Origin of the sequence: Methylovorus sp. MM2 (assembly GCF_001648895.1) — a bacterium.
Classification (GTDB): Bacteria; Pseudomonadota; Gammaproteobacteria; order Burkholderiales; family Methylophilaceae; genus MM1.
On sequence record NZ_LXUF01000011.1, the window covers coordinates 297,462 to 317,853 of the forward strand.

22 protein-coding genes are annotated in these 20,392 nt (G+C 46.6%); 4 read left to right on the forward strand and 18 right to left on the reverse strand.

Annotated features, from left to right (window positions below):
• Positions 1-3: 3 nt before the first annotated feature.
• From A7981_RS09105 to A7981_RS09135, 7 genes are all read right to left on the reverse strand, one after another.
• Positions 4-741: a proteasome-type protease gene (locus tag A7981_RS09105; RefSeq protein WP_067267268.1), complete on the reverse strand. Its 738-nt coding sequence runs from the start codon at positions 739-741 to the stop codon at positions 4-6.
• 112 nt (positions 742-853) lie between these two features.
• Complete coding sequence (locus A7981_RS09110) at positions 854-2,086, reverse strand: hypothetical protein (RefSeq protein WP_067267270.1); 1,233 nt, start codon at positions 2,084-2,086, stop codon at positions 854-856.
• A gap of 121 nt (positions 2,087-2,207) precedes the next feature.
• On the reverse strand, positions 2,208-3,014 hold the full coding sequence (locus A7981_RS09115; RefSeq protein ID WP_067267272.1) for a transglutaminase family protein: 807 nt from the start codon (positions 3,012-3,014) through the stop codon (positions 2,208-2,210).
• Positions 3,015-3,127: 113 nt separating this feature from the next.
• A complete protein-coding gene (locus tag A7981_RS09120) occupies positions 3,128-4,075 on the reverse strand; it encodes an alpha-E domain-containing protein (protein ID WP_067267273.1) in 948 nt (315 codons plus the stop codon).
• Positions 4,076-4,095: 20 nt separating this feature from the next.
• Entirely contained in the window at positions 4,096-5,517 is a 1,422-nt protein-coding gene (locus A7981_RS09125) for a circularly permuted type 2 ATP-grasp protein (protein ID WP_067267275.1), read from the reverse strand.
• Between the two features lie 145 nt (positions 5,518-5,662).
• Positions 5,663-7,342, reverse strand: coding sequence for an AarF/ABC1/UbiB kinase family protein (locus A7981_RS09130; protein ID WP_067267278.1), 1,680 nt, complete (start codon positions 7,340-7,342; stop codon positions 5,663-5,665).
• A 42-nt stretch (positions 7,343-7,384) separates the two neighbouring features.
• Positions 7,385-7,702: a hypothetical protein gene (locus tag A7981_RS09135; RefSeq protein WP_067267281.1), complete on the reverse strand. Its 318-nt coding sequence runs from the start codon at positions 7,700-7,702 to the stop codon at positions 7,385-7,387.
• A 144-nt stretch (positions 7,703-7,846) separates the two neighbouring features.
• Here A7981_RS09135 and A7981_RS09140 point away from each other — a divergent pair, with 144 nt between their 5' ends.
• Complete coding sequence (locus tag A7981_RS09140) at positions 7,847-8,419, forward strand: C40 family peptidase (protein WP_067267284.1); 573 nt, start codon at positions 7,847-7,849, stop codon at positions 8,417-8,419.
• Position 8,420: 1 nt separating this feature from the next.
• On the opposite strand, the gene A7981_RS09145 is transcribed toward A7981_RS09140, so the two are convergent.
• The 5 genes from A7981_RS09145 to A7981_RS09165 all read right to left on the reverse strand — a co-directional run bounded on the left by A7981_RS09145 (position 8,421) and on the right by A7981_RS09165 (position 12,029).
• The gene (locus tag A7981_RS09145) at positions 8,421-9,323 is read right to left on the reverse strand and encodes a ZIP family metal transporter (RefSeq protein ID WP_082889290.1); all 903 of its coding nucleotides are present in this window, start codon (positions 9,321-9,323) and stop codon (positions 8,421-8,423) included.
• 34 nt (positions 9,324-9,357) lie between these two features.
• Positions 9,358-9,969, reverse strand: a complete 612-nt coding sequence (locus tag A7981_RS09150; protein WP_067267286.1) for a superoxide dismutase — start codon at positions 9,967-9,969, stop codon at positions 9,358-9,360.
• Positions 9,970-10,268: 299 nt separating this feature from the next.
• A complete protein-coding gene (locus A7981_RS09155) occupies positions 10,269-10,739 on the reverse strand; it encodes a bacterioferritin (RefSeq protein WP_067267890.1) in 471 nt (156 codons plus the stop codon).
• Positions 10,740-10,865: 126 nt separating this feature from the next.
• Complete coding sequence (locus A7981_RS09160) at positions 10,866-11,651, reverse strand: EAL domain-containing protein (RefSeq protein ID WP_067267289.1); 786 nt, start codon at positions 11,649-11,651, stop codon at positions 10,866-10,868.
• Positions 11,652-11,747: 96 nt separating this feature from the next.
• On the reverse strand, positions 11,748-12,029 hold the full coding sequence (locus A7981_RS09165) for a SelT/SelW/SelH family protein (protein WP_067267291.1): 282 nt from the start codon (positions 12,027-12,029) through the stop codon (positions 11,748-11,750).
• Positions 12,030-12,185: 156 nt separating this feature from the next.
• Between A7981_RS09165 and A7981_RS09170 the strand changes: the two genes are divergently transcribed.
• The 3 genes from A7981_RS09170 (at position 12,186) to A7981_RS09180 (ending at position 14,618) form a co-directional block, all read left to right on the forward strand.
• Positions 12,186-13,625 carry a S41 family peptidase gene (locus tag A7981_RS09170; protein WP_067267293.1) on the forward strand — a complete coding sequence of 480 codons (1,440 nt, stop codon included), beginning with the start codon at positions 12,186-12,188 and terminating at the stop codon, positions 13,623-13,625.
• 61 nt (positions 13,626-13,686) lie between these two features.
• A complete protein-coding gene (gene coq7, locus A7981_RS09175; RefSeq protein WP_067267296.1) occupies positions 13,687-14,307 on the forward strand; it encodes a 2-polyprenyl-3-methyl-6-methoxy-1,4-benzoquinone monooxygenase in 621 nt (206 codons plus the stop codon).
• Positions 14,304-14,618 (forward strand): DUF2322 family protein, encoded by a 315-nt coding sequence (locus A7981_RS09180; protein ID WP_067267299.1) that lies wholly within the window; start codon positions 14,304-14,306, stop codon positions 14,616-14,618. The genes coq7 and A7981_RS09180 overlap by 4 nt, the downstream gene beginning before the upstream one ends.
• Before the next feature lie 5 nt (positions 14,619-14,623).
• Here the strand turns inward: A7981_RS09180 and A7981_RS09185 are convergent, their stop codons facing one another.
• The 6 genes from A7981_RS09185 to adeC form a co-directional block, all read right to left on the reverse strand.
• A complete protein-coding gene (locus A7981_RS09185) occupies positions 14,624-15,031 on the reverse strand; it encodes a VOC family protein (RefSeq protein ID WP_371440352.1) in 408 nt (135 codons plus the stop codon).
• Entirely contained in the window at positions 15,028-15,450 is a 423-nt protein-coding gene (locus A7981_RS09190) for an OsmC family protein (RefSeq protein WP_067267301.1), read from the reverse strand. The genes A7981_RS09185 and A7981_RS09190 overlap by 4 nt, the downstream gene beginning before the upstream one ends.
• Before the next feature lie 92 nt (positions 15,451-15,542).
• Positions 15,543-16,004, reverse strand: a complete 462-nt coding sequence (locus A7981_RS09195; RefSeq protein ID WP_217234090.1) for an FKBP-type peptidyl-prolyl cis-trans isomerase — start codon at positions 16,002-16,004, stop codon at positions 15,543-15,545.
• A 108-nt stretch (positions 16,005-16,112) separates the two neighbouring features.
• Positions 16,113-17,552, reverse strand: coding sequence for a D-alanyl-D-alanine carboxypeptidase/D-alanyl-D-alanine-endopeptidase (dacB, locus tag A7981_RS09200; RefSeq protein ID WP_371440353.1), 1,440 nt, complete (start codon positions 17,550-17,552; stop codon positions 16,113-16,115).
• A 2-nt stretch (positions 17,553-17,554) separates the two neighbouring features.
• Positions 17,555-18,859, reverse strand: coding sequence for an adenosylmethionine--8-amino-7-oxononanoate transaminase (bioA, locus tag A7981_RS09205; protein WP_067267304.1), 1,305 nt, complete (start codon positions 18,857-18,859; stop codon positions 17,555-17,557).
• A gap of 71 nt (positions 18,860-18,930) precedes the next feature.
• On the reverse strand, positions 18,931-20,388 hold the full coding sequence (gene adeC / locus A7981_RS09210) for an AdeC/AdeK/OprM family multidrug efflux complex outer membrane factor (RefSeq protein WP_067267307.1): 1,458 nt from the start codon (positions 20,386-20,388) through the stop codon (positions 18,931-18,933).
• Between the last annotated feature and the right edge of the window lie 4 nt (positions 20,389-20,392).

Sequence of the window (20,392 nt, forward strand, 5' to 3'; positions counted from 1 at the left end):
GGTTTACTTCTCGAATGTCCAGTCGGGCACAGGCAACTCGCTGAACACCTTTTTCAACCCTTCAGACCAACCCTGTTTAATCGTCGTGTAATACGGATCTTTATCTGTAACACGCTGATGGCAATCTGCATGCAGGCTATCCGTACGGTAAAGCATAATGTCGATAGGGGCTGCGACTGACACATTACTGCGAATAGTGGAATCAAAGGAGATCAATACGCATTTCACGGCATCCATCATATCGCTGTTATTTTTCACAACACGATCGATGATCGGTTTGCCGTATTTAGTCTCACCGATTTGAAAATATGGCGTTTCTATGCTGGTCTCGATAAAGTTACCAGCGGAGTAAAGGTGAAATAAACGCGGCTTCTCGCCTTTGATCTGGCCAGCAAGCAATATATTTGCGCTGAACTCAGCGTTCTGATTTTTAAGGTGTTCAGCATCGCGGTCAAAAGCAGCGCGAATCTCATCGCCGACCAAGGCGGCTGCATCAAACATGCTATCCACATTATGCAAGTGCGTGCCTTTGTCGGCTTTTACCCCTGCCCGTAATTGGTTGACCACAGATTGCGTGATGGCAAGATTACCAGCCGTCAGCAATACGATCACGCGATCGCCACGTACTTCAAAGATATTCATCTTAGGGAAGATGGCGACTTGATCCACACCCGCATTGGTACGGGTATCTGATGCCAGTACCAAACCTTCTTCAAGCACTATGCCTACACAATATGTCATGTTAATTTTTCGTTTATTCTAATCGGCTCTTGATTGAGCCTTGATAAAAAGACACTTGAGAAAAGATGCTATAGAAAAAGACAATAGCCGCTTTACTCAATAGGTGAAGCAACTAATTAAAAGATTGCTGCACGCCCTCTTCGACACCCGCAGCCTCTGTTAGTTTGGCCACATTGTCTTTGGTGAAGAATCCATCAAAATCGCCAAAACGCTGCACGTATTCGATGATCAAAGATGAATGTTCTGAAGCATTGGAGAATATCTGCTTTAATCCTTCTTCTTTGGAACCGATCACGTCAAGCAAAAACCCTTTGCCTTGCTCGGCGATAGATTTAACCACATATTCGATATTCTCTGTGCCATCCCGCTCACCATCTTTCACTGCAATCGCCATATGGTGCAAACGCGGGCCGTAGTTACGCACGAATGTCTCAGTGGGCGAAGGCAATTTTTCAAGGTGATTAACAAAGTACGGCGTATTGTTTGCAGTAAATACTTTCGCCGGGCTTTTAGATTCAGGGATTCCATGAACGCTTTTTGTCACATTGGTCGAAGAGTTCTGGTCAAAGATGTTATACGCACCCCAAAAATAATAACTCGTCCATGACAGGTATTCTAAAATCGCAACTTCACGATTCTGGCTGTAGATACGGGTCGCCAGATGGTCGAGAGGTAACAATAGTTCATCGATTCCCAGCTTGGTTTGCAGATTCTTTGACGTCTCATATGCTGCTTGTACTTCAGAATTGATGACGCTCATGCCTAGCGAGTACACGCGCAAATCACCCGGCTGGCGCTCAAGATATCCCACAATATTATGCGTATAAGGGGAAGGCTTGCCGATAGCTACATTGCCAGGCAACTCAAGCTTACGCACTTCATCTGGAGAAAAGAAACGGAACTCACGCTCCTGCTGCAACTTCACCACAGTATGCAGATTGCTGACACGGATGATCTCACCCATATAACGGCTATTCGGTTTTTTCGCGCCGACTGGGTACACTTCATTGAGCGATCTGAAAATACCGCGCAGATTAGGGTCTTTGACCTCACGCAGGAGAATATCAGGTGAATTTAAGTCTATGCGTAATATGTGCGTCCAATGTGATTCACTCTCCAGTGTCACCAAGTAATGGTATGGCGTCATCAAGGCGAGCTCGGCGATGTACTGGATCGAATGGCCGGGGTCAACCGTGATCATCAATGCATCGATTTCATGGATGAGCGATGTGAGCCCCATTTGGTCACGCTCTTCGAGCAGGCGAATCAAGTACTCTTCAAAGAACGCAGAGTTCTGTTTATCGCCATGGCGAGTGAATCCTAGGGAATTGATATTCTTCAGCATGATCTATCTACTTTAATTTAACCATTTGTTAATCAGGTTGCCTGAGCCCCAATCGCATTTAAAACTATCATTAGATTTAAGCTTAAATGCGATTTAGTTTGGCTCAGATCTTAAGCTCGGCCTATTGCTGTGACTGCTGCATCTGGTTCACGATGACATTCACTTCCATCTTCTCATCACCGCCCCCTACACGGGCACCGCTGATGGGGCAGGCATCGCGATAATCCAAACCAGCCGCGAGCCGAACATGCATACCATTGGTACGGCAGGCATTCGAGACATCAAGGCTGATCCAACCAGTATCTGCCAGACAAACATCAACCCACGCATGGCTTTCCATCAAGCTGCTATCGTGGGTAAATAAGTAACCACTCACATACCGCGCGGGCAACCCCAAACTGCGACAGCAAGAAATGAATACATGGGTTTGATCCTGCCCCACGCCAGCACCCTGCTCAAATGCTTCGGCAGCGGTGGTACCTATCGCGGTGGTGCCTTTTTTGTAACGCACATGCTTAATCACTGCTTTCATGAGCTTCTCAAGCTTTAATGCATCAATCGCTTGTGCTCCACCCACAGTCTTGGCAGCAAATGTTTTGATCGCTTCATCTGCCTGCGTCAGCGGTGTAGTGCGCAAATAGAACTCTAAAGGTATGTTGTCTTCTGGATGCGCTGCCGAATCAACACCGGTCTCGACTTCACCCACGGCAACAATGGTGATCTCATCATGTGCACCATCAAGTACCAGCGTGTGAACGATATTGCCGAACGTATCAGCATGGCGCTGCAGATGCCCGTTTACACGAATCTCCCACCGCTTCACATGCTGCCCAAAACCATCCTGCGGCGTGAGGCGCAATTGCTGTATGGTGTAATTGACAGGTTCGCTGTAAATATATTGCGTACGATGTTCGATATTTAAAAGCATAGTCTTATAGCTGACCCAGTATGCCTTCAGTTTAATTTCTAGAGGGAGTTAAAACAATCTTTTTGATGTTTTATATGGAAAGACTTAAAACAGGGAATCGATAAAGCAACAGATTAAGTACCGTGTGAGTTAAGGAATGTGCGCTGGATCTCACCACCAAGGGTGTTATTGTTCTCGATGAAATCTGTCAGGAACTCATGTAGCCCATCCTGAAAAATATCATCCATACGTCCATAACGTAAGCGTGAGTGCAGCTCACCCGCAAGCCTGCGGCATTCGCTATTACGACGTCCTGAAAGTTGCTCCAGAATCGGCGTGATCTCGGAAAGACAGGCATGCAGAGAGCGTGGCATATCTTCACGCAACACTAGCAATTCGGCAACGCGCCAAGGCTCGATGGTATCGCTGAATATCTTCTGGTAAGCCTGAAAAGCCGATACTGCGCGCAATACGGCACTCCATTCATAATAGTCTACTGCGCCGCCCACTTCCTCTTCTTCAGGTAGTAACAAGTGGTACTTCACATCCAGTAAACGTGCCGTATTATCTGCACGCTCGACGAAAGTGCCTAAACGCAGGAAGCGAAATGCATCATCACGTAACATGGTACCGAAACTGACCCCACGGAATAGGTGTGAACGCGACTTTACCCAATCGCAGAAAACACTCAGTCCACTCTCAGCAAGGTTTGCCCCAAAGAACTGACTGAACTCCAGCCAGAGCGTATTGATGTTCTCCCAAGTCTCGGTGGTTAAGGCAACGCGGACAGAACGTGCATTCTCGCGCGCACTGCGCAAAGCGCTATAGATGCTGGAAGGATTATTCTCATCCATGGCCAGATATTTGATGATATTTGCCGCGGTATATTCTTTATATTCTTTCTCGTACTCTTCGACATTGCCCGCGATCATCAATGCCGGTTGCCACAAAGCAGCTTCGCTCTCTGCGGCATTCGGCACTAGCGACATGTTGTAGGTAACATCCAACACGCGCGCCATGTTCTCGGCACGCTCAATATAGCGTGCCATCCAATATAAGTGATCAGCTGTACGGCTTAACAAAAACAGATTCCCCTAAATATCTAGCGCTCTAATACCCATGTATCTTTGGTACCGCCACCTTGTGATGAGTTCACGACAAGTGAACCCTCACGTAATGCGACACGGCAAAGGGCACCTGGGACTAGCGTAACGGTTTTACCTGAAAGTACGAAAGGCCTTAAATCCACATGACGCGGCGCAATCCCCTGCTCAACCAATGTCGGACAGGTTGAAAGTGCTAAGGTAGGTTGCGCGATGTAATTCGAAGGCGATGAAAGAATACGCAAACGGAACTCTTCTATTTCTTTTTTGGTCGCGGCAGGGCCAACCAGCATGCCATACCCACCTGAACCCTGTACTTCTTTGACTACCAGCTCTGGTAGATGGTCCAGTACATATTTAAGGTCATCTTCCTTACTTAGTTGATACGTCGGTACATTGGAAAGAATAGGTTCTTCCCCGAGATAGAAACGTATCATCTCTGGCACATACACATAAGTCGCTTTATCATCCGCAACACCAGTGCCCACCGCATTCGCCAGTGTCACACCACCATTACGATAAACGTTAAGCAACCCCGGAACGCCAAGCATGGAGTCAGGCTTGAAGCTAAGCGGGTCAATATAATCATCATCGATACGACGATAGATCACATCCACACGTTTAGGCCCTTCAGTCGTGCGCATATAGACTGCATTATTGCGAACGAATAGATCCTGCCCTTCAACCAATTCAACACCCATCTGCTGTGCGATGAAAGCATGCTCGAAATAAGCGCTGTTATAAGCGCCTGGTGTCAACATGACGACGACAGGGTCTTGCACACCCGGCTGCGCTACAGCGCGCAGATTATTCAACAAGACTTGCGGATAATGTTCAACAGGCGCAATCGGATAACGACGGAAAAGCTCAGGGAAAAGCCGCATCATCATCTTGCGGTCTTCCATCATATAGGAGACACCAGAGGGCGTTCGCAGGTTGTCCTCTAGTACATAGAAATCGTCTTCACCTGTGCGAACGATATCTACACCGGCGATATGCGCATAGATATTTTGCGGGACATCAACACCAAACATCTCCGGGCGATATTGAGCGTTTGCCAAGATACTTGCCGGAACAATGCCGGCCTCAATGATCTCTTTTTTATGGTAAATGTCATGCAGAAACATGTTGAGGGCGCGCACGCGCTGGAGACATCCGGCAGATAGCCGCTCCCATTCGCTAGCAGCGAGGATGCGGGGAATCACGTCAAAAGGGATGAGTCGCTCGGCACCGGCGGTTTCACCGTAGACATTAAAAGTAATGCCTACGCGACGAAACAGTAGCTCGGCTTCTTGGCGCTTGCTTTCAAGCTGCTGATGAGGCACATCGCGTATCCAATCTGCATACTGCGCGTAGATTTCACGCACTGCGCCATCGGTTAACTGCATTTCATCAAAAGGTAGTTTAGTTGCAGTATTCATATTTCTTAATTACGCAAAGCGCATGCCAGCTATTAAATCACCGAGTAATCAAAATGTTAAGTTAAATTAAGTAAATCACCTAAAAACAATTGCACCATCTTGGATTCACCACCTAAAACCCATGCCCCAAGATAGCGCTTTCTACCTAATCGCGTCCAGACCGCCATATCGAAATCATCAGCATAATACCGATACAAAAGGCGAGGAAGAAGCCCATGAAGCCAAATGCAGGAAGTCCGAATAAAGTAGGTCCACCCTTTACCGTCATTACGATAGAGGAGCCCACAATCAGTGCAGCGGCTATCAATGCCATGGTTAATCGGTTGGTACTATGATCCAGTTGGTGCCCAAAATGATCCAGCCGCTTTAGATCAAGATTCAGTTTTAATCTGCCACGCCCCGCCTCGCGTAATACCTGCGACACATCACCCGGCAGGCTAGTTACGGCATCAAATACGTTACCCAAGCTACGCTTACCTTTTTTGTAAAGCGTACCCGGCATATAGCGATCAATAATGATCTTCTTCACGAATGGCGTTAAGAAACTCACGATCTGGAAATCGGGGTCTAGTTGCCGCCCCAACCCTTCAAGCGTAATCAAAGCCTTAAACAACATCGTCAGGTCAGGCGGCACTGCAAGGTGATTCTCACGCATGATCGTGGTCAGGTCATTCAGCAGCGCACTGAATCTCACGTGCTTAAGAGGGGCGTTATCATAGTTACAGATGAACTCATCGATATCAGCACTTAGCTTAGCTTCATCGACGTTACTCTCACCAGCCCAGATGATCAATATATCGCGCAAACTATCGATATCGCGCGAAACGAGCGCTGCAAGCAAATCAGCTATTTCACCACGCCTATCGAGTGTCACACGCCCAACCATACCGCAATCAATGATAGCGACGCGGTTTCCAGCTAAGTAAAAAATATTACCGGGATGCGGGTCCGCATGAAAAAAACCATCGATCAGCACCATTTTTAATACAGCTTTAGCACCCCGTTCAGCCAATAAAGGCAAGTCGAGCCCTGCTTTTGTTGCTTGTTCAAGAGAATTACCAGGGATGCCTTCAATCCGCTCCATGACCAATACACTGTCGCTGCAGAAATCCCAGTAGATCTTAGCGAATTTCACATTTTCGTCATCAGCAAAGTTTCTGGCAAAGCGTTCGGTACTGCGCCCTTCTAAAGTAAAGTCTAACTCTCGCTTTAACGATTTCGAGAATTGGGCAATGATTTTACCGGGCTGAAAACGACGAATCTCCGGTAACTCAGACTCCACTAATCGCCCAAGATGAGATAACAGTCGCAAGTCTGCGTCAATATTAGCCTCTACATTAGGGCGACGTATCTTCAACACAACCGAGGTGCCATCTTGCAACTTAGCCAGATGCACCTGTGCAATCGAAGCAGCAGCGATAGGCTCTTTTTGCAAGTCGACGAATACATCAAAAGGCGACCTGCCAAAGACTTTTTCCAACTCTGGCAGAAGTTCATCGAATGGAACAGGCGGCACATGGTCTTGGAGCTTTGCAAATTCAGCGATCCATTGTGGCGGGAAAATATCTGGCCGAGTGGCGAGTACCTGCCCCAACTTAACGAAAGTCGGCCCAAGTTCCTGAATAGCCAGTCTTGCACGCACCTCCGAAGGCAAATTCTTGATTTCAGGCGCAGGCTGCGAACTAAGCGCATTACCAGCCCAACCAATCACACTGCGTTTACCTAGTCGCTTGGCGATATCACCCCACCCATAACGCATGAGGATGCCGGCAATCTCTCGTATGCGGCTAAAGTCACGAAATACTGAGATTGTTTGACGAATCATAGATAGTCCTGCATTGATAGCTTCTTTATATTCTTCTTTAAATTATTTAAGCGCATTGGCCTTTTGCTCCAGTTTTTGTGCAAATTCATGGAGCTTATGGCTTGCAAGCATGACAACATGTGCTTCTGTTTTGTGCACGATACGCTTACCTTTATTTTTTGCCGCAGATGCGGAAGCATGCAACTCTTTGATCAGTCCTTTGGCAACAAGCTTAATTCTTTGGCGCGCACCAGTACCTGTGTGACGCGCGTGATCTGCAAGAGTTTCCTGCCACTCACCATGTGGATGAGGCGCTCTATCCAGTATCTCATTGGCTAATGACCTTATCTTTTGCAAATCAAATAATTTTTTCTTACTCATTAAATACGCCCGCCATATCTAAGCACCCGCCTTGTATTTGCATGGTTTTATTCTACACCATCATCAAAAACAAGTCGGCTATGAAAAATAATCTTATGCAGCAAAGGTTTACAAACAAGGCAAAACCCTTTTAGAATCCATGCCATGCGTTTTTACATCTCACTGATCATGATCAGCATTAGCTTTTACAGCGCTCCTTTATGGGCCGCTGGTGCTGCTATCGATTCGTCGAACACGCAGAATACAATAAACAAATCCGGCAGCCAGCCAGAAAATCCTACCAGCAACTGGGCAAATACTGCACAAGAAATATTAATGGATGCGCTGAGCCTCACCGGAACGCAATACAAGTTTGGCGGAAAATCGCCAGAAACCGGGTTCGATTGCAGCGGTTTTGTACGCTATGTATTCCAGCAAGCTGCAAGTATGACGCTGCCTCACAGCGCAAGAGCGATCAGCCAACTGGGACAATCAGTAGCTATTGATGATTTGCAACCTGGTGACTTGGTATTCTTTAATACCTTGAAATCAGCGTTCTCACATGTTGGCATCTACATGGGCAACAACCGCTTCATTCATGCCCCTAGCTCAGGCGGCGGCATTCATATTGTGGATATGTCCGATAGTTACTGGGCAAAACGTTTCAACGGGGCTCGCCGTTTGGATAACAGCGAGCAAGCTGTTGTTGAAAGTGTTGCTACTACACAAGCAAAATAAATCAGCTCAATGCTGTATCGAGCATCATCATCAGTACAAAACCAATAATCAGCCCACTAGTCGCAAAAGCCTCATGACCTTTACGATGAGATTCCGGGATGATTTCATGGCTCACAACAAAGATCATCGCACCAGCGGCAAAACCCAAACCCCAAGGTAGTAATGTCAAAGAATGCCCAATAATCGCAGCACCCAATAGCGATGCTACTGGCTCTACTAATCCTGATGCCATGCCGATCAACATCGCTGTCATCCTTGGATAGCCCACGACAGCCAATGCCATTGCGACAACAAAGCCTTCCGGTATATCTTGTATCGCGATACCGGTCGCCAATGCGCTACCTCGCATCGTGTCGCCACCAGCAAATCCTACGCCGATTGCAAGGCCTTCTGGCACATTATGCAAAGCGATGGCAAATACAAACAGCCAAGTACGCTTAAGCGCGATTGAGCTTTCTCTTTCAATCCCTTTGATAAAATGCTCATGGGGTAGCCAATGCTCCATTGCAAGCAATAAAGCTGCACCTAAAATAATGCTGGTTCCCACAATACCCGCTGCAGACCAGGAACTCGCGCCAGCCGCACGCGCAGCTTCAATACCGGGAATGATCAGTGAAAACGCACTAGCAGCCAGCATGACACCAGCACCAAATCCAAACAAACTATCCAGCACTCGGTCTGGCAGCTTTTTACAGAACATGACCGGCAAAGCCCCAGCAGCTGTAGCCCCGGCTGCAACAAGGCCGCCCCATAAGGCATGATGCACCTGAGGCAAACCCCAGACGCTCAGCCCAGCACTAGCCAATTGCTGCACGATAGCAGCGAGTAAAATCACACTGATCGCAATAAATGACCAGACAAGTGCTTTGCTACGACCACTAGCTATCAAAAAAGGTAGATTCAAGGTGCACTCTCTTTGAAAATATAGCCTTTAGGATTTAGGCAATCGCAGCCTGATATCGACGGGCAACTTCTTTCCAATCGACCACATTATAAAAAGCAGCGATATATTCAGGGCGGCGGTTCTGGTAGCGCAAATAATAAGCATGCTCCCAGACATCCAATCCAAGAATTGGCGTGTTACCCTCCATCAATGGGCTATCCTGATTACCGGTGCTTTCAATAATCAATTTCTTTTCTGGTGTCACAGATAACCAAGCCCAACCACTGCCGAACCTAGTCAATGCAGCTTTGGTGAATGATTCCTTAAAAGTCGCAAAATCACCAATATCAGCAATCAACGCGGCGGCTAATGCGCCATCAGGCTCACCGCCGCCATTAGGTGACATCACTTTCCAGAACAGGCTGTGATTTGCATGGCCGCCACCGTTATTTTTTACAACAGCGCGTTTATTCTCAGGAAGTGCCTCGATATTTGAAATCAAATCCTCGACAGGCTTACTATCAAACTCACTACCCTCTAATGCGGAATTGATATTATTGATATAAGTCTGATGATGCTTGGTGTGATGGATCTCCATCGTCTGCGCATCGATATGCGGTTCAAGCGCATCGTATGCATAATCTAATGGTGGAAGTACATAAGCCATGATAATTCTCCTCAGTATTTATTGGATGTAATGCATCGACATACTGGCAATACCGATAACACTTCTTATTAACTACTATTGATAGGTCTATCAGTTCTGCTTAAAAGTTCATCAGCACAAAATACATTCGACCAATAGCGTTTATCGTACAAATAATAATGAGAATAATTATCATTTATTTATTAATTCAATACAACTCCTATCCTCACTTTAAAATAAGCGAACCTCCATATTATTTTGACTAAATAAAAAAGCGGCTGAAGAATCAGCCGCTTTTATGCCATCAATATCTACAAAAACTATCTATGAAATGGCGCAACGTCACCAGGTTTACGTAACATCTTATCTACCTCACCCAGATGCAACTCTTCTGTATAGATCATTTCACGTGCATATTCTTCCAGCATCACAGACTCGCCCTCAACCAATTTCAGGAGTTTACGGTAGCAATCTAATGAAGCTTTCTCATGTGCCAATGACTCACGCAAGATGTCGCCAACATCATGATTATGCGTTTCAAGCAAAGGGCCGATAGATAAAGATGGATGCCCACCGAGATTGGTAATCAACTCACCCGCCTTATTCGCGTGATCCAAAGATTCAGTCGCCTGACCACGCAGCCATGAAACGATAGGGATACGGTTGTAACCAAAGATCATTAAAGAATAGTGGGTATAACGTACAACACCAGCCAATTCCATCTCAAGCACTGTATTTAGTGCGTCGATGACTGCGGTTTGATAATCCTCTGTTTTGGATTTTTTAGCCATGATAGCCTCCATTAATTCATTCATTAAGTGGGGTGATGCACCCACGATGAGCGGAGTCTAACGTAATAAAAAATATATTGCAGAACTGCAAATAGTTCGCATTGCGAATCTCAAACTCTTTTAGAATCAACGTACTTGCACATCCTGTTTGGCAAACAGATTTCCCTGCACACAATCGACACCCATACGCTTTGCCCACTCGAACTGTTCGCAGCTATCCACACCATCCATAATGATCTGCACACCGATTCGTCTTGCGGCACTTACCAGCCAATCTACAGTTGATTGCGCCGCTACTTCATTCAGACCTTGCAACTCAGGACCACTAAATTTGATCACTCTGGCATCCATAAAAGCGCTCAATGAGAACATGCCCCAGCGCAATCCAACATCTTCAAGCGCTACGCCGGTGCCAGATTGCTGCAATAGCTCTATCACACGTTGAGATTTGTAAGCATCAGCGATCTGATGATTAGTCACCAGATTCACAACTAGCTCGCGTTCTGACCATGCATGTTGTTTAAACATCTGCAAAAATGGATTATCCGGGCTATCACCGCCTTCAAAAAAACTATCCACATCCAGATTCAACATCAACCAGCCCGTAACCGGCGCATGTTCGATCTGCATCTTTTTCATCTCTAGATCAACGTAGTAGAGCATGAGAGGATTATTGTGCAGATAGGCAAACATCTTGCCCGAGTTCAAGCACTGCTGATCTTTTGTCCAGAATCGTGCAGATGCCTGATATCCGACCACTTCACATGCCTGCACCTCGATGATAGGCTGATACTCGATACCGAACCGACGTGCCAGAATAATATCAAGCACATCGTCAGCTACGAGCTCATAAGGGTCAGCCCCTCGACTCTGCATAAAAGCGCGAATCTCTGCACGATTGATAGCATTCATTTTCGATGACCTCAGTTAATTGAGGATTTCATTGTAAATGAGAATCATTATTATCTAAAGAGGTTTGAGTAATTATTTTTTAAATAAAATCAACACTCAATCAGTTTTATCGCTGTGCCCTAAGGGTCTTGATGGGTCGATAATGTCACGAATAAGCTGCTTTAATTCTTTGGATTCGGGAAAACGACCCATTTCTTTCCTCGAGTAGATCGTCTTATCATCCAGTCGCACTTCAAAAATACCGCCAGTCCCCGGAACCAGACTGACGCGACCAATGTCTGACTCGAAGGTCACTAAAAGCTCTTGCGCCATCCAAGCTGCTCTTAATAGCCAACGGCACTGTGTACAATATTCGATCTCTACATGAGGCTGAGCCATAAATAACCTTATTAATTAAGCGTGTTTAAAATACTTATTTATCACTAATCATGAGTGCCCACTATGCAAGCGCATAGTAAATAGCGGAAAATAAGCTTTGTAATTATTTCATGCTAAATTATCTTACTACCTGTTTCCACCAAGGAATTGTTCCGCATGCATTCAAAATTTAATAAATTCGGTTTGATCACTGTCAGTGTCGCTATGGGCGTCATGCTCAGCCTGACTTATTCTGCCATTGCCGATAAAGAAACGAAATCTGAACTACCTCTTGATGATTTGCGTGCATTTGCTGAAGTCTTCGGCAAAATCAAAAGTGACTATGTCGAACCTGTAGAAGATAAAAAACTGATCAGTGAAGCGATCAACGGCATGCTTTCAGGCCTTGATCCACACTCCGCATATCTTGATGCTGACGCATTCAAAGACCTTCAGGCTGGAACCCAAGGCGAATTCGGTGGTTTAGGTATCGAAGTAGGTATGGAAGACGGCTTTGTGAAGGTCGTATCCCCTATCGAAGATACACCTGCTTATAAAGCTGGCATCAAAAGTGGTGATTTGATCGTCAAACTGGATGACACCCCTGTAAAAGGGATGACGCTGAATGATGCTGTAAAACGTATGCGCGGGAAACCAAATACCCCCATTACTTTGACCATATTACGCAAGGGTGAAGCGAAACCTGTCATCGTGACAGTGACTCGCGCAATCATCAAAACACAAAGTGTGAAATACAAGCTTACTGAGCCTGGTTATGCCTATGTGCGCATCACACAATTCCAGGAACATACTGGTGAAGATTTAGCCAAAGCACTGAAAACCATGCACGATGAAAATAAGGGGCCTTTCAAAGGTTTGATCCTTGATCTACGCAACAATCCAGGCGGTCTATTGAATGCAGCCGTTGGTGTATCTGCGGCGTTCATCCCTAAAGGTGAGCTAGTCGTTTACACAGAAGGCCGCACAGAAGATGCGAAGATGCGCCTGACTGCAAACCCTGAGAACTATGTGCGCGGTGGTGTACGTGATGATTACCTGAAAGACGAATTCGCTGACATTAAGACCGTGCCAATGGCGATTCTGGTCAATGGGGGCTCAGCTTCTGCTTCGGAGATTGTCGCTGGTGCACTTCAAGATCATCAACGTGCGATCATCATGGGCACACAAAGCTTTGGTAAAGGTTCTGTACAAACGATCTTACCAATGAATAACGGAACCGCGATCAAACTGACCACTGCGCGTTACTTCACCCCTAAAGGCCGCTCCATTCAAGCCAAGGGTATCGTGCCTGACATCACGGTGGAAGAAGGGACCGTTAGCACAGCTGATTCAGGTATAAACCTGCGCGAGGCTGATCTGACACACCACTTAACCAACCCTAAAGATGGTGAAGTGCCAGCGACAGAGGCTCCTCCAGCACCAGCCATTGCTCCTGCGACTGCACCAGCAGGTAGTGATAGCAAGGAAAAGAGCAAGGATGATAAAGATAAGTCTTCTGATAAACCAGCTCCTTTAGAGCCAGGTTCTAAGAGCGATTATCAATTCAACCAAGCCTTGAACCTGTTAAAAGGTTTGCAAATCCTGCAACATAAATAAAATAATGAGGCCGTCATCATCATGATGGCGGTCTCAGTCAAAATGGACACATCCCAATACGATGCTTGATCGCTTTATCATCGAATTCGACACTGGTTTAAGAACCCTTTTTGCCGAAGCGCATACTGGCAGACCATACCCAGACAATGCGATCAAAGAAACCCTAAGTGAGAAAAAAGATAAATCACGCTCGATATCACTTATGCGTGTCAATCATAGTGGCGAGGTATGTGCGCAAGCCCTTTATAGCGGACAGTCACTAACGGCAGACAACCCTGAAACTGCCGAGGCGCTTAAAGAAGCTGCTAAAGAAGAGACAGAGCATCTCGCTTGGTGTGAAAAGCGCATCAAAGAGTTAGGTGGCAGAACAAGTCTCCTTAACCCCATCCTTTATGCAGGATCTTTTAGCTTGGGTGCTATCGCTGGCGCATTAGGCGACAAATGGAATCTCGGTTTTCTTGCAGAAACGGAACATCAGGTAGAAAAACATCTCGAAAAACATCTTTCTCTACTACCAGAGCATGACGATAAAAGTCGGGCGATTGTGACTCAAATGCAGCATGACGAGGCAGCACATGCAGAAACCGCGATTGAGCATGGAGGTGCCGAACTACCCAGACCGATTAAATCTGCAATGCAGCTTTTTTCAAAACTCATGACCACTACTACGTATCATCTATGACAAAATTCAGTGAAATACTGGCCACATTAGAGCCAGCAGACCACGTTCAAAAAATCGAATTATTCAATCCAGATGGCACGCAAGCTGGCTTGATCGAGAATAAACCAGGCAGCCAAGGTTCGATCAAGGTTTACCATCATCTTTGGAAAAAATACGGCAGTATTAATACTGATGCCGCAAAAGATGGATTAGTGATCTATGCAGAGCATACGAGTGATGCGGAGAGTAATGCTGGAAAACACCCAAATATCGATCGCCTGTTTACTGTCATTAAAAGTAACAACCCGTTAACAGTAAAGATCGATATCTAAAAAGATTAGGCCATATCGGCAATGGGTGGGTGGTAGATCATCTGTACTACAGCCCCTGAAGGATCGGCACAGTAGAAACTTCTGGCACCATCTCGATGTGTCTTAGGTTGCTGGAGCACTTTGATGCCATGCTTGATAAAATGGGCATGCCATGCATCCACATCTTCAGGTGCTTTAAGAATAAACCCGATGTGATCCAGTCGTTGCAAACCACTTGGTGAATCACTCGCACGGTGCAAGGCGAGATTGTCAGTGCCAGATGTCAGGTAATAATTGTCAGCATCGGGTTGCCATTCGACCTGCATCCCTAATATATCAACATAGAATTTCAAGCAGGCTTCGATATCCTGTACGAACAGTGCCACATGCCGCATGCCCAAAAGGCCATTCGGGCGTGTGTTTTTAGATGTCACAGCTCACCCTCGACGATTTCAAAATCGTGAGTGATCTCTGCCGCTTTACCCAGCATAATCGAGGCTGAACAATACTTCTCAGCTGATAACTTCACTGCACGTTCTACCTGAACAGGATTCAAGCCTTTGCCAGTGACGACGAAATGTACGTGAATCTTGGTGAATACTTTTGGGATCTCGTCTGCACGTGCCGCTTCTATTTCAGCGACACAATCACTGATGGGTTGGCGGGCTTTTTTCAGTATGGTGACGACATCGAATGATGTGCATGCACCCATGCCTATGAGCAGCATCTCCATAGGACGCATGCCAAGATTGCGGCCACCAGCATCAGGGGCGCCATCTAGGACGACTGCGTGCCCGGTTTCGGATTCGCCCATAAAACAGACGTTTTCAATCCACTTGATTCTTGCTTTCATTCACTGCTCCAACTTCTACAGCAATTTTTAAGATTGTAAATTGCGCTTTAACGCCTTATCAGAAAACGTCAAAGCGCAAATATCATGTAGAACTACTTGATGCCTAATAATTCAACATCGAATACAAGACTAGCATTAGGAGGAATCACGCCACCTGCTCCACGAGCGCCATAGCCATATTCAGCAGGGATCAGTAATGTGCGTGTGCCACCGATCTTCATCCCGGCAAAGCCTTCATCCCAACCGCGGATCACTTGACCGCCGCCTAGATAAAATACAAATGGCTCGCCACGATCAAGTGAGCTATCGAACTTTTCACCCTTGCCTTCAGGCTTGCTTGGGTCATATAACCAGCCTGTGTAATGTACCGTGACATTCAATCCGGCTTCTGCTTCGCGGCCTGTGCCGATCTTGTGGTCGATTTTTGTGAATTCGGTGATGGTTTGACTCATTACTGTTTTTTCCTGATTAGAATTTTGAGAACCTGCATTACAGCCACTGATCGCAAGCATGGCGATGAGTACTGTACTTGCAATGATTGTTGCGTGTTTCATGTTTTACTCCAGAATCGCAAACGAACAGCTGAAATTATAACATCGGAGAAAATCCCAATCTTCAGCTAAGTTTCGCTCAGTTAATATTCGCCCTAAACATACAGGCACCTACGGCTGCTGATAAACCCAATTGATCAATGCATCTTGTGCTACTTTGCTATTAGCGGCGAGCGGATGGTTGATCATAAAAACCATCGCCCAACGCCGACCTTTGTTATCAAGGACATAGCCTGCGATAGTACTAACCCCATTTAATGAACCGGTCTTTAAATGCGCACGGCCTGACAAAGGACTGTCTTTCATACGTCTTGCCATCGTGCCATCTAACGACAAAATAGGCAGTGATGACATAAATTCAGGCATCACAGGACTCGCATAGGCATCCAGCAACAAAGTGCCGAGATGCTGCGCACTGATTCGCGCGTTGCGTGACAAGCCTGCCCCATTATCAATCACTAATTCAGGGAAGCTCATGCGTTTGCTTGCCAGCCAATCGGTAATGGCTTTTGTGCCACCGACCTCATTAGCAGGTGTCGCTATCTTCTCGGCGCCGATAGTGAGCAATAGCTGGCGCGCCATCAGGTTATTACTATATTTATTGATGCGCCTGACAATATCAGCCATCGGCTCTGATGTTTGTTCTGTAAACTTAGTCGCAGGAATAGGTGAAATAGTTCGCTGCAAAGTGCCTTGAATTGTGCCGCCCAGTTGCAGCCATAGCTTGTGAAACAGGTAAAAAGCATAGGCGGCATCGTCAACCAAGCTCAACTCGATATACTTCTCGCCACAGCTTTCAGGGTAAGTACCGTTGAACTCCAGGCTGAACTCGTTGAGTTTGTCATTCACGGCGACAGGTTTTATTTTATAGCCGACTTTATTACGCCAATCGCCACAATCCCCAGGAATGATCTGCATCCGGTTTGTGACTTTGATCTCGGGCAAATCAGGTTCGGAAGTGATCGATACTGCTGAAATATCATGTTGATAGCTGATCTGGAACTTAAAACTAGTAGATTTCAGGTTGACCAGCATCGCACTAGGAATCGCATTGTACGAACGATATAGCTCTCCATCAAATGCCCCTGCGTTGTCATTGATAGGGGCAAACCATGTGTTGTCGATAACAAGATTGCCTTGAATATCCTTGATGCCTAGTTGGCGCAAGCTATTCAAAAGGCGCCAATAATCCTCTGCCATCAAGGCCGGATCACCATAACCTTTTAATATCAGGTTGCCCTTGAGGACGCCATTCACCAACTCACCATCGGTATAGACTTCCGTGCGCCACCGATAAGCCGGGCCGAGTATGCTCAAACCCGCATACGTGGTCAGCAATTTCATCACTGAAGCAGGATTAAATGGCTTGCTCACCTGATGGATAAGTAATGGGATATTCGCGTCGACACGCTGCACAAATACAGCTACGTTGTCTTGAGGAATTTGGGCTTGCTGTAATGCTGTGACCACATCTTGCGGTAATTCAGCATGTGCGATCGCACTAGCGAAAACCAGTACTAGCAGGAATAATCGAGCAGCGCGCTTCATCATGGCTACACCCCCATCGCCAAAAGCGCCTGGGTTTGCTCAAGCATCCAATCCATTTCAGATTCGCTCACCACATAAGGCGGCATCCAGTACACGGTATTGCCGATGGGACGCAGAATCAATCCTCGCGCTAAGGCACGCTCATAAAAACGGCGGGAGAATTGTGCATCTTGCGTTTGCACATCGAAAGCCCAGACCATGCCCAAGTTACGCAGATTTTTAATTGGGAAGTCATTAAGCATTTGGATTTTATTATTGAGATAAACAGTTTTCTGACGATTAGCCTGCAAAATATCGTCCGTTTCAAAGATATCCAAGGTTGCCAGCGCAGCGCTACATGCCAATGCATTACCCGTATAACTATGGGAATGGAGAAACCCGCGCGCCACACTATCATCATAAAAAGCCTGATAGATCATGTCAGTGGTCAGCGTGACAGACAGTGGTAAATAACCGCCGGTAATACCTTTGGATAAGCAAATAAAATCAGGGCGAATGCCTGCTTGTTCTGTGGCAAACATGGTACCAGTACGACCAAAACCAACGGCGATCTCATCGGCGATCAGGTGCACCTGATATTGATCACATATCTCACGCGCACGCTTCAAATATACAGGCGAGTACATCGCCATGCCTGCGGCACACTGGATCAAAGGCTCAACAATAAATGCAGCGATCTCTTGATGATGCTGGGCAAGATACGTATCCAGCTCATTTGCACAGCGCAGTGCGTAATCATCAGCACTCTCACCCACTTCCGCCAAGCGCCAATCTGGCGATCTTACTTGTGCACTTTGCTGTAAAAGCGGCGCGTAGGTATCTTTGAATATCGCAACATCGGTGACCGACAAAGCACCTAAGGTTTCGCCGTGATAACTATTTTGCAAGCTGACGAATCTGGTTTTGTTAGGTTTACCTAGATTACGCCAGTAATGAAAACTCATCTTCAGGGCGATCTCAGTTGCAGAGGCACCATCGGACGCATAAAAGCAATGTCCAAGCCCCGTAAGCTTGCTCAGGCGCTCTGAAAGCGTTACGACCGGCTCGTGGGTGAATCCGGCAAGAATAACGTGCTCTAGGGTATTTAACTGTTGGCTGATGGCTTGTTTGATGCGCGGATTATTATGTCCGAACAGATTGACCCACCAAGAACTAACAGCATCGAGATAGCGGTTGCCTTCAAAATCATGAAGCCAAACACCTTCACCACTCTTGATTGGCACCAGCGGCATGGTTTCGTGAGCTTTCATCTGCGTGCATGGATGCCATACTGCAGCGAGACTTCGATCTAAAAGGGCTTTGTTATTCATGGACCGCAGGCAATGTTCGAATCTTTGGATTGTCGCCTATTTAGCCTGATTAAAAAAGCATCCTATTTAAATCAGTTTGATGAATTCTGGCTATGCTCATTCCAACCGCCACCCAACACTTTGTAAAGCGTGAGCTGACTGGTCAGATTAGATAATCGTAATAAGATCAGGCTTTGCTGGGCCGTATATAAAGTCCGTTGAGAATCCAGCACGGTGAGATAACTATCCACGCCATTTTTAAATCTTGCATCAGATAAGTTGAATGCATCTTGAGAGGCATCGACCAACGACTGCTGCGCCTCCATCTGCTCACCGAGATTCTCTCTTTGTGCCAACACATCGGCTACTTCACGAAATGCAGTCTGCACGGCTTTATCATACTGGGCCACCATGATCTTGCGATCGGCTTCGCCAACATCAAGATTCGCCCGATTTCTGCCCGCATTGAAGATCGGCACGCTGATTTGCGGAGCGAATGTCCAGACGCGTGAACCAGAACCGAACAGGCCGGAAAGCTCCGTACTCGCACTACCGATCGAACTAGTTAAAGAGATAGTTGGAAAGAACGCCGCCCGCAGTGCGCCGATATTGGCATTGGCCGCTTGCAAGGAATGCTCTGCCCCTAATACATCAGGACGAGACTGCAATATCGTGGAAGAAACACCAGTAGGCAAATCGTTGAGTGCTGTCACCTGATCAATATCAGCATTTGGCAACAAATCATCAGGTATTGTTGTGCCCGCCAACAAAGTCAATGCATTGATATCCTGCTTGATCTGACTGGTGTAAGCAGCGACATCTACGCGCGCGGTGTCGACGCTGGTTTGAAGCTGCTTCAATGGCAACGCAGATGAAATACCCAACTCAAAACTACGCTTGGTAAGATCATATGTCTTGCGCTGACTGGCAAGCGTCTCTTGTGCAAGTTTTAACCTTGCCATATCTGTAGATAACGTAAGCCAAGCCGTCGCTACTTCTGCCACTAGAGATATCTGCGTGCTGCGTCTCGCTTCTTCAGTTGCAAAGAATGATTGTAGTGCCTGCTCATTTAAACTACGAATACGGCCAAACAGATCAAGCTCATAAGCACTGAAGCCAACAGTAGCTCGATAGGTGTGCGAGACACTGCCACTTTGTCCTGATGAACCACTGACTGTGCCTGTCGTAGATGAGGTACTAGTGCCACTGCTGATACCCTGCTGCGCAGTACCACTGACCGTAGCATTCACCGTTGGGAAAAGATCAGCACGCTGCACTTGATATTGCGCACGCGCCTTTTCGATATTCAGCGCAGCGATACGTTGATCACGATTATTCTCCAAAGTTAGCGCGATCACCTGTTGCAAACGTTGATCGGCAAAGAATTCACGCCATCCGATATCAGGTAGTTTTGCCGCACTGTCAGCAGAAGAAGCATCACCAAAAGTTGAGGGCACGGGCGGTGACGGGCGCTGATAGTCAGGCGCCATACTCGCGCATGCCGTCAGCGATAAAGCGATTATACCAACTGATATCTTCAACAAATTCATTCTA